The sequence below is a fragment of the Kitasatospora cathayae genome, from assembly GCF_027627435.1.
Taxonomy (GTDB): domain Bacteria; phylum Actinomycetota; class Actinomycetes; order Streptomycetales; family Streptomycetaceae; genus Kitasatospora; species Kitasatospora cathayae.
Window position 1 is genome coordinate 1,546,448 of sequence record NZ_CP115450.1, and the last position, 16,202, is coordinate 1,562,649.

At 73.8% G+C, this 16,202-nt stretch carries 14 protein-coding genes; 6 read left to right on the forward strand and 8 right to left on the reverse strand.

Annotated elements, in window-relative coordinates; all coding sequences use genetic code 11:
- The first annotated feature begins 326 nt into the window (after window positions 1-326).
- Together O1G21_RS07040 and O1G21_RS07045 are read left to right on the forward strand one after the other, a co-directional pair.
- Window positions 327-1,034, forward strand: a complete 708-nt coding sequence (locus O1G21_RS07040; RefSeq protein ID WP_270141723.1) for an ATP-binding protein — start codon at window positions 327-329, stop codon at window positions 1,032-1,034.
- A gap of 132 nt (window positions 1,035-1,166) precedes the next feature.
- Window positions 1,167-3,011 (forward strand): helix-hairpin-helix domain-containing protein, encoded by a 1,845-nt coding sequence (locus O1G21_RS07045; RefSeq protein ID WP_270141725.1) that lies wholly within the window; start codon window positions 1,167-1,169, stop codon window positions 3,009-3,011.
- Window positions 3,012-3,061: 50 nt separating this feature from the next.
- On the opposite strand, the gene O1G21_RS07050 is transcribed toward O1G21_RS07045, so the two are convergent.
- Both O1G21_RS07050 and O1G21_RS07055 read right to left on the reverse strand, forming a co-directional pair.
- Window positions 3,062-3,940 carry a carbohydrate kinase family protein gene (locus O1G21_RS07050; RefSeq protein ID WP_270141727.1) on the reverse strand — a complete coding sequence of 293 codons (879 nt, stop codon included), beginning with the start codon at window positions 3,938-3,940 and terminating at the stop codon, window positions 3,062-3,064.
- Window positions 3,941-3,943: 3 nt separating this feature from the next.
- Window positions 3,944-4,948, reverse strand: a complete 1,005-nt coding sequence (locus O1G21_RS07055) for a pseudouridine-5'-phosphate glycosidase (protein ID WP_270141728.1) — start codon at window positions 4,946-4,948, stop codon at window positions 3,944-3,946.
- A gap of 138 nt (window positions 4,949-5,086) precedes the next feature.
- On the opposite strand from O1G21_RS07055, the gene O1G21_RS07060 reads away from it, so the two are divergent.
- Both O1G21_RS07060 and O1G21_RS07065 read left to right on the forward strand, forming a co-directional pair.
- Window positions 5,087-5,989, forward strand: coding sequence for a LysR family transcriptional regulator (locus tag O1G21_RS07060; protein WP_270141729.1), 903 nt, complete (start codon window positions 5,087-5,089; stop codon window positions 5,987-5,989).
- Between the two features lie 182 nt (window positions 5,990-6,171).
- A complete protein-coding gene (locus O1G21_RS07065) occupies window positions 6,172-7,866 on the forward strand; it encodes a peptide-N4-asparagine amidase (protein WP_270141731.1) in 1,695 nt (564 codons plus the stop codon).
- A 339-nt stretch (window positions 7,867-8,205) separates the two neighbouring features.
- On the opposite strand, the gene O1G21_RS07070 is transcribed toward O1G21_RS07065, so the two are convergent.
- The 3 genes from O1G21_RS07070 to O1G21_RS07080 form a co-directional block, all read right to left on the reverse strand.
- Window positions 8,206-8,877, reverse strand: coding sequence for a response regulator (locus O1G21_RS07070; RefSeq protein WP_270141732.1), 672 nt, complete (start codon window positions 8,875-8,877; stop codon window positions 8,206-8,208).
- A 180-nt stretch (window positions 8,878-9,057) separates the two neighbouring features.
- Complete coding sequence (locus O1G21_RS07075) at window positions 9,058-9,540, reverse strand: hypothetical protein (RefSeq protein WP_270141734.1); 483 nt, start codon at window positions 9,538-9,540, stop codon at window positions 9,058-9,060.
- Window positions 9,541-9,593: 53 nt separating this feature from the next.
- The gene (locus O1G21_RS07080; RefSeq protein ID WP_270141736.1) at window positions 9,594-10,847 is read right to left on the reverse strand and encodes a sensor histidine kinase; all 1,254 of its coding nucleotides are present in this window, start codon (window positions 10,845-10,847) and stop codon (window positions 9,594-9,596) included.
- A gap of 151 nt (window positions 10,848-10,998) precedes the next feature.
- Between O1G21_RS07080 and O1G21_RS07085 the strand changes: the two genes are divergently transcribed.
- Both O1G21_RS07085 and O1G21_RS07090 read left to right on the forward strand, forming a co-directional pair.
- Window positions 10,999-11,595 carry a hypothetical protein gene (locus O1G21_RS07085; RefSeq protein ID WP_270141738.1) on the forward strand — a complete coding sequence of 199 codons (597 nt, stop codon included), beginning with the start codon at window positions 10,999-11,001 and terminating at the stop codon, window positions 11,593-11,595.
- A 161-nt stretch (window positions 11,596-11,756) separates the two neighbouring features.
- On the forward strand, window positions 11,757-12,515 hold the full coding sequence (locus O1G21_RS07090; RefSeq protein ID WP_270141740.1) for a (2Fe-2S)-binding protein: 759 nt from the start codon (window positions 11,757-11,759) through the stop codon (window positions 12,513-12,515).
- A gap of 131 nt (window positions 12,516-12,646) precedes the next feature.
- On the opposite strand, the gene O1G21_RS07095 is transcribed toward O1G21_RS07090, so the two are convergent.
- The 3 genes from O1G21_RS07095 to O1G21_RS07105 all read right to left on the reverse strand — a co-directional run bounded on the left by O1G21_RS07095 (window position 12,647) and on the right by O1G21_RS07105 (window position 16,146).
- A complete protein-coding gene (locus O1G21_RS07095; protein ID WP_270141741.1) occupies window positions 12,647-13,699 on the reverse strand; it encodes an ABC-2 transporter permease in 1,053 nt (350 codons plus the stop codon).
- A gap of 227 nt (window positions 13,700-13,926) precedes the next feature.
- Window positions 13,927-15,546: an alpha-amylase family glycosyl hydrolase gene (locus tag O1G21_RS07100; protein WP_270141743.1), complete on the reverse strand. Its 1,620-nt coding sequence runs from the start codon at window positions 15,544-15,546 to the stop codon at window positions 13,927-13,929.
- Window positions 15,547-15,720: 174 nt separating this feature from the next.
- Complete coding sequence (locus O1G21_RS07105) at window positions 15,721-16,146, reverse strand: bifunctional 4-hydroxy-2-oxoglutarate aldolase/2-dehydro-3-deoxy-phosphogluconate aldolase (protein ID WP_270141744.1); 426 nt, start codon at window positions 16,144-16,146, stop codon at window positions 15,721-15,723.
- Window positions 16,147-16,202: the final 56 nt, after the last annotated feature.

Genomic DNA, 16,202 nt, shown 5'->3' on the forward strand with positions numbered 1-16,202 from the left:
CCGCAAAGAATCCTTCGCAAAGAGTTTTTTGCGAAGACTTCTCTGTGGTCATCGCCCGGCCGGCAGACCGGGCACTCCTCAACGCCCGAACGACTCCGGCCGGGGCTCCCGAGCAGGCCCCGAGCAGGCCCCGGCGGGACGCGCCCCGCCGGTCGGCGGACCGCCCACCCGCCGCTCGGCGGGGGCCGGGGCCCACTTCGCGTCCCGGAGCCGGATTGTCACCCGGGCGGAGGAGGCGCAGGCTGGCAGGAGGGCCCGGGAAGCGGCCCGCCCCGGTCGGCCGCGGATCCGATGACGGCCGCCGGTCAGGCACGAGGGGCAGGGCAATGGCACGCGGGAAGCTCTGGGGCTACGTCGCTTCGGGGGCCCGGGCGCTCGGCGCGCTCGGCGGCGCGGGCGGCGGGGTCGGTGGCGGCGGTGCCGGACGCAAGGACGGCGCGGGCGCGTCGAACGGCCTCGGGCCGTACCCGCCGATCGCGATGGCGGGGCCCAGGACGCTGTCCCGGACGGAGCTCGACCAACTGCGCTGGACCGGCCGGCAGGCCGGGTGCGAGCCGCAGGCGCGGCACGTCCAGGTCTCCGAGGTGGTGCGCCGGGTGGTGCGCGGCGGCGGCCGGGCGGCGGCCGTCACGGTCCGGCTGGCGCCCGGGCTGCCGGTGGTGGCGGGGGACGCCCGACGGATGGAGGCCGCGGTGGCCGGGCTGGTCGACCACGCGATCCGGCGCAGCCCGCTGGGCGGCCGAGTGCTGGTCCGCGCGGACGTCGGGCGCGCCGGCCCGGCGGCGCCCCGGACCGCGGCCGGGCGGGGCACGTCCGCGCGCGGCCGGGAGCGGGTGGAGATACGGATCTCCGATCGCGGAGCGTACGAGCCACCGCAGACCCGCGAGTGGCTGCTGGCAGGAGTGCGGGCCACCGGACCGGTCGGCCCGGCGCTGCACAGCCTGGTGCTGGCCGCGGGCGGACGGCTCGCGGTCGAGCCGACGCCCGGCGGCGGCCTGACCGTCGTGCTGCTGCTGGCGGTCGCCTACGACTAGTAGGTTGCCCACGGCGAGCGACCCGCACGGCGGCGACCCGCACGACCAACGACCCGCACGACCCGCACGACCAGCGACCCGCACGGCCGCGACCGCGCGGCGAACGACGGCCACCGAACCTAGACTTGCCCCATGCCCCGGCTCAACGACCAGGTCAGGGAGCTGCTCCAGGAGTACGCCGACCTGATCAACATCACCGGCGGGGACGCCTTCCGGGCCCGCGCCTACGAGAAGGCCGCCCGAGCGGTCGGCGGCTACCCCGAGGACCTGGCCGATCTGGACCTCAAGGGACTGCAGCAGATCCCCGGCGTCGGCAAGTCCACGGCGGCGAAGATCGCCGAGTACCTCGCCACCGGACGGATCCCCGCGCTGGAGTCCCTGCGGGCCAGGATCCCGTCCGGCGTACGGGAGATGATGGCCGTTCCCAGCGTCGGCCCCAAGCGCGCCCTCGCCCTCTACCGCGACCTCGGCATCGCGTCCGTGGACGAACTCGCCGGGGCGATCCGCGCCGACAGGCTGTCCGGCGTGGCCGGCCTCGGCGAGCGCAGCGGCGAGAAGATCCTGCACGGCATCGAGCTGATGCGGCAGTCCGGCGGACGGACCCTGCTCGACGTCGCCACCGAGCTGGCCGAGCAACTGGTCGCGGCGCTCTCCGCCGTCCCCGGCTGCACCCGCTGCGCGTACGCGGGCTCGCTGCGCCGGATGCGCGAGACGGTGGGCGACATCGACGTGCTGGCGACCGCCGACGACTCCGCTCCGCTGATGGCCGCGCTCACCGAACTCCCTTACGTGGCCGAGGTGATCGGCAGCGGGCCGACCAAGACCTCGGTCCGCACCACCCAGGGGATCCAGGTGGACCTGCGGGTCGTCCCCGAGGAGGACTGGGGCGCCGCGCTGGTCTACTTCACCGGGTCGAAGGCGCACAACATCAAGCTCCGCACGATGGCGGTGCGGGCCGGACTGAAGCTGTCCGAGTACGGCCTGTTCGAGGTCGACGGCACCGCCAAGAAGGCCGCGAAGGGCACGAAGGCCGCGAAAGAAGCGAAGAGCGCGGCGGGCACGACGGGCACGACGGGAGCGAAGAAGGACGGCGGAGCAGACGCCCGGACGGAGGGCGTCAAGGTGGTGTCCGAGACCGAGGACGAGGTGTACGCCGCCCTCGGCCTGCCCTGGATCCCGCCGACGCTGCGCGAGGACCGCGGCGAGATCGAGGCCGCGCTGAACGGTGAACTCCCGGACCTCATCGAGGAGTCGGACCTGCGCGGCGACCTGCACACCCACACCGACCTGACCGACGGCCTGGCCACCCTCACCGAGATGATCGACACGGCCGCTGCCCGCGGCTACTCCTACTACGCCGTCACCGACCACGCACCGGACCTGGTGATGCAGCGGATGACCGCCGAGAAGATGCTCGCCCAGCGCGAGGAGCTGCGCGGACTCGCGGACCGCCACAGGAAGCTGCGCCTGCTGCACGGCACCGAGCTGAACATCGGCCCGGACGGCGGTGTGGACTGGCCGCCCGAGTTCCTGGCCGGCTTCGACGTCTGCGTGGCCTCCGTGCACTCGCACTTCAACCTCGACCGGACCGCTCAGACCCGGCGGTTGATCCGCGCCTGCGAGAACCCGTACGTCCACATCATCGGCCACCTCACCACCCGGCGGATCGGCCTGCGCGGGCCGATCGACGTCGACCTGGACGCGGTGTTCGAGGCCGCCGCCCGCACCGGCACCGCGATCGAGATCAACAGCTCCCCGCAGCGGCTCGACCTGCGCGACGAGGACATCCTGCGGGCCAAGCGCCACGGCGTGCGCTTCTCGATCGACAGCGACGCGCACGCCACCGGCCACCTCGCCTACCCGCGCTTCGGCATCGGTACGGCGCAGCGCGGCTGGCTCACCACCGAGGACGTGATCAACGCCTGGACGTGGCAGAAGCTGAAGCGCTTCCTCCGTAAGGACGCACTACAGATCTAGCACTACAGAAGCAGTACTACGGACGTAGTACTACGTCCGTAGTGCGCCCGCTAGCACCCGCCGAGCGAAGCCCCCGGCGAGCCCAGCACCCGGGCCGCGCTGCGGTGCCCGAGCCCGGCCGCCAGCCGCAGCTCCCCGGTGTCCAGGAACCCGGCCAGGAAGCCCGCCGCGAAGGCGTCCCCGGCCCCGGTGAGGTCGCGCACCTCGGCGACCGGCGGCACCGGTACGGTGAACAGCCCCTCGTCCGGCACGTCGACGGTGGTCGCCTCGGCACCCGACTTGGTGACCACCGTGGTGGCCGCCAGCCGGGCGCGCTCCGGCCCCGGCAGGCCGTCCACCAGCAGCCCCAGGAAGGCGGACTCGGAGCGGTTGGCGAACACGAAGGTGGGCGCCAACTCGGCCAGCAAGGCGAGAAACCGCTCCCGTCCGAACTGCTCCAGCATGCCGGTGGAGGAGGCGTCCACCGAGGTGCTGCCGCCCGCCAGCCGGACCCGGGCGAGCGCGTCGACCGCCGTCCGGCCGACCGGCTCGCCGTCGAAGGAGTAGCCGGGCACGTGCAGGTGGGTCAGGCCGGTCAGCCATTCGTCCGGGACGCGTTCCAGGAGCTTGGCGGCACCTCGGTCGGGCAGCATGGTGCGCTCGCCGTCCTGGTCGATCAGCACCACGATGCTGCCGGTCTGACCGTGCCGCTGCACCCGTACGTCCACGCCGTGGCCGCCGAGTTCGGCGACGATGCCGTCCCCGACGGCGTCCGCGCCGACGCAGCCGAGGAAGCGGACCGGGCACTGCCCGGCGGCGAAACGGGCGACGTTCGCCGCGCTGCCGCCGCGCCGCCGGAACACCTGGGCACCGGAATCGGTGCCGTGGCGCAGCGGGCCGTCGACCCAGACCACGATGTCCTCGACGAGGTCGCCGAGCACCCCGAGCACGGCTCAGGCTCCGGTGGACGCGGCGGCGGACCCACCGGCCCGGGCGGCCAGCGCGGTGGCGATCTCGCCGCCGAGGCGGACGTTGCCGCGGTAGACCTCGACGTTGACCTCCAGGCTGCGCCCGCCGGTGTCGCGCTGGATGTGGTCGAGCAGGAAGGGGGTGGAGGCGTTGCCGGTGATGCCCCGGCGCTCGGCCTCGGCACGGGCGCGGGCCAGGATGCCGTCCAGCTCCTGCGGCGGCAGCTGCTTGGCCGGGTCGACCGGGTTGGCGATCAGGACGGCCTGCGGCAGGTCGAGCCGGTCGCGGGCGTCGATGACCCTGGCGGCCTCCTCGGGCGACTGGACGGCGAAGTTGATCTCGTGGCCGGAGTCGGTGACGTAGAAGCCGGGGTACTTGGTGGTGCGGTAGCCGATGACCGGGATGTTGAGGGTCTCGAAGCGCTCCAGGGTGGCCCGGATGTCGAGGATGGACTTCACGCCGGCGCTGATCACGGTGACCGGGGTGGCGGCCAGGGTGGTCATGTCGGCGGACTCGTCGAAGCTCTCCGAGGCGCCGAAGTGGACGCCGCCGAGGCCGCCGGTGGAGAAGACCCGCACGCCCGCGCGGTGGGCGAGGAAGGCGGTGGCGGCGACGGTGGTGCCGCCGTGGCGGCCGAGCGCGGCGACCACGGGCAGGTCGCGCAGGCTGACCTTGTCCAGGCCGTCGGTGGCGGCCAGTTCGGTGATCTGCTCGGTGCTCAGACCGACCGTGGGGACGCCCGCGTGCACGCCGATGGTCGCCGGGACGACGCCCGCCTCGCGCAGCTGCTGCTCGGCCTCCAGCGCGACGGCCAGGTTGCGGGGCCGCGGCAGGCCGTGGGTGAAGATCGTCGACTCCAGGGCGACCACCGGACGACCGTCGGCGACGGCCCGCGCGACCTCCTCGGAGATCCGGATGGCGGGAGCGCCGGTACCGGCGATACCGGCGGTGCTGACAGTGCTGGCAGTGCTGGCGGACAGTCCGGTCATGATGCGAGCTCCCTGTGAGATGCCACTGCGACGGGGCAACGTGACGATCAGCGTAGGGACGGTTCGGATCGGAAACCAGAATGAGTCCTGGGGTTTCTGATAGGTGATCACCTATCGGTTCGCACTAGGATGATCGGCATGGGCTTCACCTTGCGTCAGCTGGAAGTCTTCCTCACCGTCGCCGAGACGCTGCACTTCGGGCGGGCCGCCGAACGGCTGCACATCTCGCAGCCGACGGTCAGCCAGGAGGTCGCCCGGCTGGAGCGGACCGTCGGCGTCGAGCTGTTCGACCGCAGCCGCCGCTCGGTCGCGCTGACCGAGGCCGGCGAGGTGATGGCGGCCGAGAGCGCGCGCCTGCTCGAGCAGGCGGGGGCACTGCTGACCCGGGTCCGGCTGCACGAGGAGTCCCGGCTGGGGACGGCCCGGATCGTCGCCTCGCCGAGCGTGGTGAACCGGCTGCTGCCCGCCGTGGTCAGCCGCGCCGAGCAGGAGCTGCCCGCGCTCGACACCGCCGAACTCGCCGTCGACACCGGGCAGGTCTCCGCGACACTGGCCGGCGAGCTCGCCGACATCGGCCTCGGCCGCTTCCTGGAGGACGTACCCGGCTACCGGCTGGAACGGATCGCCGACGAGCCGGTCCGGGTCGCCCTCGGCCGGGACCACCCGCTGGCCCGGCGGGCGAGCCTGCGGCTGACCGAACTGCGCGACCTGCCACTGCTGTTGTGGCCGCGCGAGCAGCACCCCCGGTACTTCGACCACGTGCTCGGTTTGTGTGCGGAGCACGGTGTCGACCCGCCCGTGCTGGTCAGCCCGCCGCGGATCGTCGGCTCCCGGCTCTACCTGCTCGCCCGCAACCGCGCCTTCTCGCTGGTGCCCGGCTCGATGACCGGCCACCTCACCGAGGACGTGGCCACCGTACGGCTGGAGGGGCGGGCCACCCTGCCGCTGGAGATGCAGTGGCGCACGGACGACCGCCGGCCGCCGCTGGCGACGCTGCGCAACCTGATCCGTCAGGAGGCGGCGGCGCTGGAGGAGTGGTAGGGCACCACGGGACCCCGCAGGACCCGAGCGAGCCACAGTTCCCGCCGGAACCACCGGAGTTGTGAAAGCCTCCGCCCTCCGGCAGCGACCCTTGACGCTCACATGCCACCGCCGGAAGGATGCCCGGATCACCCACCCGACCCGTCGCGCGCCGACGGGCCGCCCGACCCCGGGGATCCACCTTGGCCCTGCGCTCCCTGCTCCGCCGAACCGAGTCCCGAACGCCCCTGCTCCGCCGCGCCGCCGGACTGATCGGCGCCGCCGCCCTCACCCTGGCCGGCACCCTCACCGCCGCCGCGCCCGCCCACGCCGACTTCGGCAGCGGCTACCACGACCCGATCACCGCCACCAAGCCGCTCACCCGCCCCGACACCCGCTCCTGCACCGTCGACGTGATGCACGACCGCGAGTTCCGCAACGGCTACGGCAACCCGCCCGACACCCCGTACACCGCCACCCTCACCCCGCCCGCCGACTGCGCCGGCCCCTGGTCCGCCGTGGTCCTGGACCTCCACGGGCAGGTCGCCGGACGGCAGTTCGACCGGATCTTCAGCGTCCGCATCGGCGGCGTCCAGGTGCTGCTGTCCTCCACCCCGGAACCGTCCAGGGACGGCATCCGGTGGAACGTCGAGCGCGATCTCACCCGCTACGCCCCGCTGTTCACCGCCGGACCGCTGCCGTTCTCCTTCGACCTCGCCAACGTCACCGACGCCACCTACACCGGCGTCTACAAGATCTCGGCGAGCCTGACCTTCTACACCGCGAACGACCGCTGGCCGACCGCCCACGGCGCCGACCAGGTCCTCACCACCGGCCCGTTCGCCCTCACCCAGGCCGCCCCGGCCACCGCGAAGGACCTCACCTTCCCGCAGAACCTGGAGCGCCTGACCGCCGAGGTCTACGCCCGCGGCGGCGGCGCCTGCGAGGAGTTCGCGTACGCCTCCGCACCGGACGCCTTCGTCGCCGCCAACCCGTCGATCGGCGCCTGCGGCAAGGGCCCGTTCCGCGAGCTGCGGCTCACCGTGGACGGCCGGGTGGTCGGCGCGGTCTGGCCGTACCCGGTGATCTACACCGGGGGTTGGGACCCGCTGCTGTGGCGGCCGATACCGGGCGTCTTCGCCTTCGACCTGCCCGCCTACCGGGTCGACCTCACCCCGTACGTCGGCCTGCTGCTCGACGGGCGCCCGCACAGCGTCGGCATCACGATCAACGCGACCGAGGCGCAGAGCAACGACGTCTGGACCGGCCAGGTCAACCTCTTCGCCGAGGTCGACCACGGCACCGCCCGCACCTCCGGGCAGCTCACCGACTACCGGGTCGCCCCCGAGGCGACCGTCGGCACCGAGCTCACCGACCACGGCGGCGGCAGCGGCGACTGGACCGTCACCGCCGCCCGGCACGACCTCGCCCGCGGCTGGGTGCAGACCTCGCACGGCCGGATCACCACCGAGGTCCGCGACGACCTCGCGTTCAGCTCCGCCCAGCGACTGCGCGACAGCGGCAACGACGTGACGCTGCACAACGGCACCGACCTCACCCGCACCACCACCACCTGGGGCGGCGGACCGCACCGCACCACCACCGTGCACGAGGGCGAACCGCTGGACGTCACCTACAGGGTGACCCACGACGCGGCCGGGAACACCGACCAGAACACCGCGATGGACCTCGGCTACCACCGTGAGGCCACCACGGCGACCGGCGGCCACGTCACCGAGCGCACCACGATCGACCACACCCTGCGACCGACCGCCCAGCGCCACGACGGCGACCGCACCGTCCGTACCGGTACCAGCACCGAGGACTACCGCAGCACCGGGCCGGACGGGCCGTACCACCGGACGCTGAGCTTCGTGGACGGGTGGCCGAAGCCGTGAGGGCTGAGGCCGGACCCACCGACCCCGGTCCGGCCCCGACTTGCGAAAATTGCCCGAATTCGGCCCGTTCACCCCTGGTGCACACGTCGTAGGAGGCGCATGATGGGAAATGGACCTGCGAGGTAGCTGAAGGAAGTTCGACCGCAGGAGGCAGTGGCGACAGATCGAGACGGATCAGGGTCTGCCGCTGGAACTACCTCGGTCGACGATCGAACTACCGGCCGGAGGACGCAATGTCCGGAGGCCACCCCCGCCTCGCAGGTTCCGCGCGTCCACGGAGCATCCCCTCGGCTCCGTGGACGCGCTCTTCCACGAACTGTCCCCAGCCGCCACGAAGCGCTACTGCGGCACCGGGTAGCCCATCTCCCAGGCGTGCACGGCGATCCCGACCCGGTTCGACACGCCCAGCTTGCGCTGGATGCTGGCCACGTGGGTCTTCACCGTCCCCGCGGAGATGAACAGTTCGGCAGCGATGTCGGCATTGGTCCGGCCCGCCGCGACGTGCCCGGCGATCTCCACCTCCCGCTCGGTCAGCGGCACCACCGGCACCGCCGGGCGCGCCGGCCGGCGCGGCGCGGTCACGTGCTTCAGCAGCCGCACCGTGACCGACGGACTGATCAGGCTCTCACCGTCCGCCGCCGCCCGCACCGCCTCGACCAGCAGCGACGGGCCGGAACGCTTCAGCAGGAACCCGGACGCGCCGTGCCGCAGCGCCGGATAGACGTACTCGTCCAGATCGAAGGTGGTCAGCACCACCACCCGCACCGAGCCGGACAGCCGTCTGGTCACCTCCAGCCCGTCCAACCTCGGCATCCGGATGTCCACCAGCGCGACGTCGGGCCGCAGTTCGGCCGCCAGCTCCAGTGCGGCCAGCCCGTCGACGGCCTCGCCCACCACCTCGATGTCCGGCTGCGCCTCGAGGATCCGCCGCACGCCGCGCCGCACGGCCTCCTGGTCGTCCGCGATCAACACCCGGATCACCCGCGGACACCCACCGTTCGCACTCGTCACGCCGGGCAGTCTCCCGCACCACCCGGCGCGCGGGAAAGTTCCCGCCGTCTGCGGCCCGCACGGCGGCCTCGTCCCGGTCGACCGCGTCACCCCCACCCGCCCGCGCTCGCCCGCGGCACCGGCGGGGCGCTGAGCCACGCCCGCGCCCGGTGGCGCCGACGCGCGCCCCCGGGGGCGCCCCTAGATGCGCGTCCACCCGCCATTGGCGAGGAGTCCGATGGGGCCCGCCACGAGCAGTGCGGCAGTCACCGTCCCCACCCAGCCGCGGTTCCGCCGACCCGTGAGCAGCAGCATGACGCCGGACGGGAGGGCGAAGACGAACACCGGCAGCGGGATCAGGACGTACGGAATCGAGAACACGGCCTCGATCCCGAACTGCAGCCAGCCGACGGTCAGGCAGGCGCGTCGGAACACCGGCTCGCGCGGTACGGCCAGGGGCAGCACGGTCAGCCCGAAGAACCCGCCGACCAGCACCCAGTACCACCCGGTCTCCCCCCGTCCGGCAACGGCCCACGGCAGCCACGCGACACCGGCCAGCGCGACGAGCACCCGTCCGCTGGGCCTGACCGGGCCCCGCACGGGCTCGGCACGCGGTGCATCCGACCGCCTGACGGCCTCGGCCTCGACCGCATAGCCGGGCCGAGCCGGCAGTGACTCGCTCATCCGATTCCCCCGAGCAGGATTTGAACGCGTTCAATGACTTGAACGCGTTCAACCTAGCGCTCCGACCGTCCCGGCGAAAGCCCGGGGTGCGGGTCGTCGCCGGACGGGCCCTCCCGTCCCGGCAGGGTGCAGCACACCTGCCAGCCGGACGGACCGAGCGGGCCCGAGGTCAAGGTGCCGCCGTGGGCGGTGGCCCGGGCCGCCAGGCCGGCCAGACCGGTACCGCCCGCGCCTGGGCGGCGGCGCAGCCGGGGCCCGCGGGTGGCCGGTCCGCCGTTGTCGCCGACGATCACCCGTACCGCGCGGCCGTCCGGCTCGGGGGCCACCCGGACCGTCACCGCGGTGGCCTGCGGGGCATGGCGACGGACGTTCGTCAGGGCCTCCAGGACGACGGCGTACGCGGTGGTTTGGGCCTCGGCGCCGAGCAGTTCGACGGCCTCCGGGGCGAGGTCGACGGTGGCCCGCGGGCCGCCCATCGCGGCGAAGCGGGTCACCAGGTCCGGCAGGTCGGCCAGGCCGAGGCGGCGGGTGGTTCCGGCCGCCTCCTGCTGCTCGCGCAGGGCGCCGACCATCTCGTCCATCGAGTCGAGCGCGCGCAGCCCCGCCTCCTCCAGTCGGCGCAGCAGTGCCGTGGTCTCCTCCGCTTCCTGGCCCGGGAGTTGACCGGCCTGGGCCTCCAGCACGATGCCGGTGATCTCGTGGGCGACGAAGTCGTGCAATCCCCGGGCGACTTCGAGCCGCTGCTCGCGCCTCGCCCGGGCCACGGCCCGTTCCCGACGGGCGTCCAGGACCCGCAGGTAGAGGCTCGCCCCGGCGATCCCGAGCACCGGCAGCAGGGAGAACAGCACGCCGGTCACCGGCCCGGCCGCTCCGCCGTGCGGCGTCCGGAGCGCGAACCGCAGCGGCAGCACCGCGGCGGCGAGCCCGACCAGTCCGCCGATCGGCCCGGCCCAGCGGTCGGGCAGCCTGCGCACGGCCCGGAACAGCACGCCGAGCAGCGCGAGCCATTCGAACGGCAGCCAGAACGCGGGCAGCCGGTAGGGCCCCGGGTAGCACAGGTCCACCGACAGCGAGGCTCCGGCGGCGGCGACGGCCGCAGCGGTGAGCGTGACCCGGCCGAGCGGCCAGGGCAGCAGCGCCACCACCGCGGCGAGTGCGGCCGTCAGGGCGAGCAGCAGGGCCGCGCCGTGGTCCCCCGGGTGCGCGAGCGCGACGGGCGCGAGCAGCAGTAGGGCGGCGGCGAGGGCGGGCCAACGCCGGGATCGGGATCGAGCCCGGTCGGGGCGGGTCAGCGGGTCGGTACGCACACCGCCGAGCCTACGGGCAGCTCTCCCGGGGGAGGCGGGGCTCCTCCCCGTGGAGGAGGCAACTCCCCTCCGCAGCGGGAGGTTTGCCCGGGCCGTCCGCACCAGACTCGATGCCGTCGGAACAACCACCCGCACGGGAGGACGAATCAGCATGAACCGCCGTCTCGCCACCACCGCGGCCGCGCTCTGTCTCCTCGCGGCGACGGTCGCCACCGCCGCCCCGGCCTCCGCCGGTGAACCGGCCGCTTCGGGAGCACCGGCCGTTTCGGGGGCACCGACCGCTTCGCCGGAAGCGGTCGCCGCCGGCAACGCGTCGGTGGGCCTGCACGGAAGTGGCAACACCGTCCTCGACTCCAGGTTCAGCACCTTCGAGGGCGACCCGGTCCAGCTCACGATCGACGCCCGCGCCGACACCCTCAAACCCCTGGAGACCACCCGCGGCCACTTCCACGTCCGCCACGTGCACACCGACGGCCGGCTGGTCGCCGACTTCGAGGGGGACATCACCTGCCTGGCCGTCGGCGGCCGGGAGGCCATCGCCACCGGCGTGGTCACCAAGGGCGAGGCACCGTGGTTCCCGGGCCGGCCCGTCGTCGGCCAGAAGGTGGCGCTCTCCGTGGAGGACGACGGCCGGCACGGGGACCGGATCGGCTGGGTCTGGGGCTTCTTCGGCGCACCGGTCTCGGACTGCCAGGGCACGGTACCGTTCATCCGCACGACCGGTGGCGACTTCACCGTGCGCGGCTGACCACCGCCCGACCAGGGACTTCCGGTGTCCGACCGGGCCGGGGTGTCACCACCCGCCCGATCCCCGGACGCCACGGAGGCCCCGATGCTCCTCGACCGCCCGACCACACCAGGGCCGACCGAAGCCGGCGCGGGGTCCAACGACCGCACAGGGGACGGCCGTTGAACCCCGCGCCCGAGCAACCGCCGCCCCCCTCGCCCGAACTCCCGCACCCCGACTACGCCCGACTCGCCGCCGTCGGCCCGTACTTCGCGCTCGACACCTCCGCCACCGGGACCCCGCCGCCCGGCTTCCGCCCACTGCCGGAGCTCTACGGCACCGGCCCGGACGCCCCGCTCGCGGCCCGGGTCCGGGTGGTGGCACAGCGCCTGGGCACGGCCGAACTGCGGGTCGCCGCCTCGATCCTGCACCTCGGACTGGCCGCCCGGTTCTGGTCGGTGGGCGTCGGCTCGGCCGTCCTGCTGGGGACGGTCCCGTCCTTGGAGCACGCCTGGGTACGGATCCCGGACCAGGGGCCGATCGATCTCTGGACGCCACCGGAACCGGTCCGCCCCGCCGCCGGTCCGCTCATCGATCAGCTCCACCAGGCCGTCCTGATCGGCCAGTTGGAGCCACTGGCCGCAGCAGTGCGCGCCGCCGTACCGCTCTCGGCGCGCCTGCTGCGCGGCAACGCCGCCTCCGCGCTGGCCGGGGTGCTCCGGATCCTGGGCTCCCAAGCCTCGCTCACAGCCTCGGAGTTGGTCGCACAGCTGCTGGACCGTCCGCCGTTGACGGGCTCCGGCACGCTGCTCACCGGCTCGCGCGGGGCGGCGTTCCGACGGACGAGCTGTTGCCTCTACTACCGGATCGGGCCGGGCGCGGGGCTCTGCGGGGACTGCTGCTTCACCCGGCCGCCGGCCCGGCGGCAGCCGAGCAGCTGAGCAGCCGAGACCCTGCACGAACGGGCCCGCGCCCGGCTTGTCCAAGGCCGGGCGCGGGCCGCCGATCCCCACCCGGCGCCGATGCCCATCGCGCCGGGTGAAGCCTCCGAGGTCCCGCCGTCGAACGGTCCTCAGACCGCGACCGCCTCCTCCATCTCCTCCTCGGCCTCCGCCGGCGTCTCCACCGGACGGCGTCCGCGGCCCTCGTGCATCGCCGCCGCCACCAGGGCCGCCCCGCCCAGGAGCAGCCAGACCAGCAGGGTCACTACGTGCCCGCCGAGGCCGGCGCCGCCGTCGAAGTACAGGATGCTGCGGGCGCCCTCCAGGTAGCCGGCGCCGGTCCAGAAGCCGTGCAGGGTTCCGAAGAAGCCGTTCTGCAGCTCGGGCCGGTAGACGCCACCGGAGGAGGTGAAGTTGAGCATCACGAAAAGCACCATCAGCGCGAGCGTGGTCCACTTCTTCAGGAAGCCGTGCAGGCCGATGCCGATCAGCACGATGCCCGCGGAGTAGAGCCAGCCGAGCGCCCAGATCGCGGCCTGGTCGTGGTCGACGACGTGGAAGAGCGGCCCGGCCGTGACGATCCCGATCACGCTGACCACCAGCGAGACCGCCAGGCCGACCAGTGCCCTGATCCACAGGCTCAGCCCGGCACCGGCGGCGCCGATCGCCGCGACGCTGGCGTAGGAGCCGATGCTCAGCGCGACCAGCAGGAAGAACAGGCCCTGACCGGTCGGGTCACCCTTGGCGAGGGTGGTGAGGTCGGTGACGTGCAGCGGGACGCCCTGCTTGTCGGTGACGTTGGTGAACACCGCCGTGGCGGCCACCACCGAGGTGTCCGAGTTGCCCTTTGCCACGATCAGTTCGGGGTTCCTGGCGTCGGGCACGAAGGCGCCGACCAGGTCGCGGTCGCGCAGTAGCCGCTCGGCGGCGGCGCGGTCGTCGACGGTGCGGACGTCGAGCGCGTCACCGGCCTTGCCCTGGATCGTCTGGGCCAGCCCGTGCGCCTGGGGGCCGGCTCCGACCACGGCGACCTTGAGGTGGTGGGGCTCCGGCTGGTGGAAGGCGCCCTGGTAGGCGAGGGCCATGCCGAGGCACATCAGCAGCGGGGTGAGCAGGTGGACGGCGAGGTGCTTGAGCGAGTGCCCCAGGGTGGGCGCTGCGGCGGGGGTCTGGGGTGTGCTCATGGCGTTCGTACCGTCCTCCGGCAATCTCTTCCGATCAAGGTGGCAAATACAACCAATTCAGGTGGCAAATGCAACCATCTGTGGATGTAGCTTACAACTATCCGACAGCGACCGGAAGCCGGGGCCTGCCTCATCCGGTGCAGCACCGGCCCCCGGCCGGTCCGGCACGGCCCCCATCAGGCCCAGCACAGGCCACCCAGCCGGTCCGGCACCCGCCGAACGGCCGCTCAGCCCAGCTCGAACACCCCGTACGAGAACCCGTCCGCCCGCAGTTCACCGTCCACGATCCGCACGCCCCGCACCTCCAGCGGCCGCGCGCCGTCCACCTCCAGCGGCCGCACCGCACCCACCGCGCCCACCTCGCCCGTCAGCCGGACCGCCCCCGGCTCCCGACGCGGGTTCACGGCCACCAGGTACCGCCCGGACCGGGTGTACACCAGCGGGTAGCCGGCGTGCCGCACCTCCACCCCGCCGGACGCGCCCAGCCCCGGGTGGGCGCGGCGCAGCGCGATCAGCCGCCGGACGGTGTGCAGCAGCGACGTCGGGTCGGCGCGCTGGGAGAGCACGTCCGGGCGCCGCGGGTCCGGGTCCAGCGGCAGGTAGAGCCGCTCGGGCGGCGCGGCGGAGAACCCGGCCGAGGGGCCCGGCGTCCACTGCATCGGGGTCCGCGAGCCCGCCCGGTTGTAGCGCGGCCCGAGCACGCTGCCCTCGACGTCCGGCAGCCCGGGCAGGTAGCGCATCCCGATCTCGTCGCCGTAGTACACGGCGGGCAGGGTCGGCCAGGTGAACAGGAAGGCGAAGGCGGGGGCGAGTTGCTCGCCGGAGCGCGGGCCGGTGGCGAGCCGGGAGAAGTCGTGGTTGGCGGTGGGCAGGACGATGTGCCCGTTGCCCTCGGTGAGTTCGGCGGCGCAGCGCCAGGCGTCCAGGAAGGTCCGCGGGGTGCCGCGCCCCTCGGCCTCGAAGTAGCACGGGCCCTGCTGCCAGAACTCCTCGACCGTTCCGGCGCCGTTGTTCCAGAGCGAGCGCAGCGGAAGGCCCTGGTCCTCCCCGCCGAAGTGCAGGAAGAAGTCCGCGTGGAACCCGGCCGCGACGGCGGCGGCGGGCTCGCCCCACTCGGCGAACAGCGCGGCCTCGGGGTGGGTGCGGTCCAGCCAGTCGCGCAGTTCGGTCCAGAGTTTGGCGGTCTCGACCCGGCCCGGGTCGTCCTTGACCAGGGAGTACGCCATGTCCACCCGGAAGCCGGCCACGCCCAGGCCGAGCCAGTGCGCCATGATCCCGCGCAGCGCCGCCCGGTTGGCCCGCGGCCCCTCGGCGTCCACGGGCTGGCGCCAGGGCTCCTCGGAACTGCCGCGTGCATAGCCAAAGTTGAGGGCGGGCTGACAGTCGAAGAAGTTCGGTCGGTACCAGCCCGGGCGGCTCCCGGGCGAGGCGACGAAGCCGTCCACCTGCCGGTCCGACCAGATGTAGCGGTGGTCGGCCGGATCCTCGGCGGCGGCCAGGAACCAGGGGTGGCGGTCGGAGGTGTGCCCGGCGACCAGGTCCAACAGGATCCGGATGCCCTTGCGGCGGGCGGCCTCGACCAGCGCGACGAGGTCCTCGGTGCGGCCGTAGCGCGGGGCGGGGGTGAGGTAGTCGGTGACGTCGTATCCGGCGTCGCGGAACGGCGAGGCGAAGCAGGGGGTGAGCCAGACCGTGTTCACGCCGAGCCAGCAGAGGTGGTCGAGGTGCTCGGCGATGCCGGCGAAGTCGCCGATGCCGTCGCCGTCGGAGTCCGCGAAGGTCTGCGGGTAGATCTGGTAGAGGACGGCGTCGGCCAGCCAGTCGGGGCCGGGGCGGGTCGAGGTCATGGGGTGGGTCCTCCTACCGGGTCCGGGGGCCGTGCGGGCCGAGAGCCGAGCGGCCGGCTGAGCCGGGCTGAGCCGGGTGCCACCGATTCTCGTCCAATCCCGGCCGCCCCGACAGCCCGCCGCACACCTTCACGGAACCGCCGCCGTACCCGCGCGCCGAACTCCCCCGACCCGCTACGCCCCCGCCGCGCAGGCCCGGGTGAACGCCCGGGCCCGCCGGGTGATCTCCGCCCAGTCCCCCGCCTCGACCGCCGACGGCGGCACCACGTCCGTCCCCGCGCACACGGCGAGCGCCCCATGCGCCAGGAACTCGGCCGCGTTGCCCGCGTTCACCCCGCCGGAGGCCACCAGCGGCACGTCCGGGTACGGGCCGCGCAGGTCCTTGAAGTAACCCGGGCCGAACGACCGGGCGGGGAAGATCTTGACGGCCGCGGCGCCCAGGTCGACCGCCCGGGCCACCTCGGTCGGGGTGAGGGCTCCCAGCACCACCGGCACCCCGCGGGTCCGCGCAGCCTGCGCGACCTCGGGCCGGCAGCCCGGGGTGACCAGGAAGGACGCCCCGGCGTCGATCCCCCGCTCGGCCTGCTCGGCGGTCAGCACCGTCCCGACCCCGACCCGCCAACCGGCCTCAGCCGCCCGTACCAGATGAATCCGAC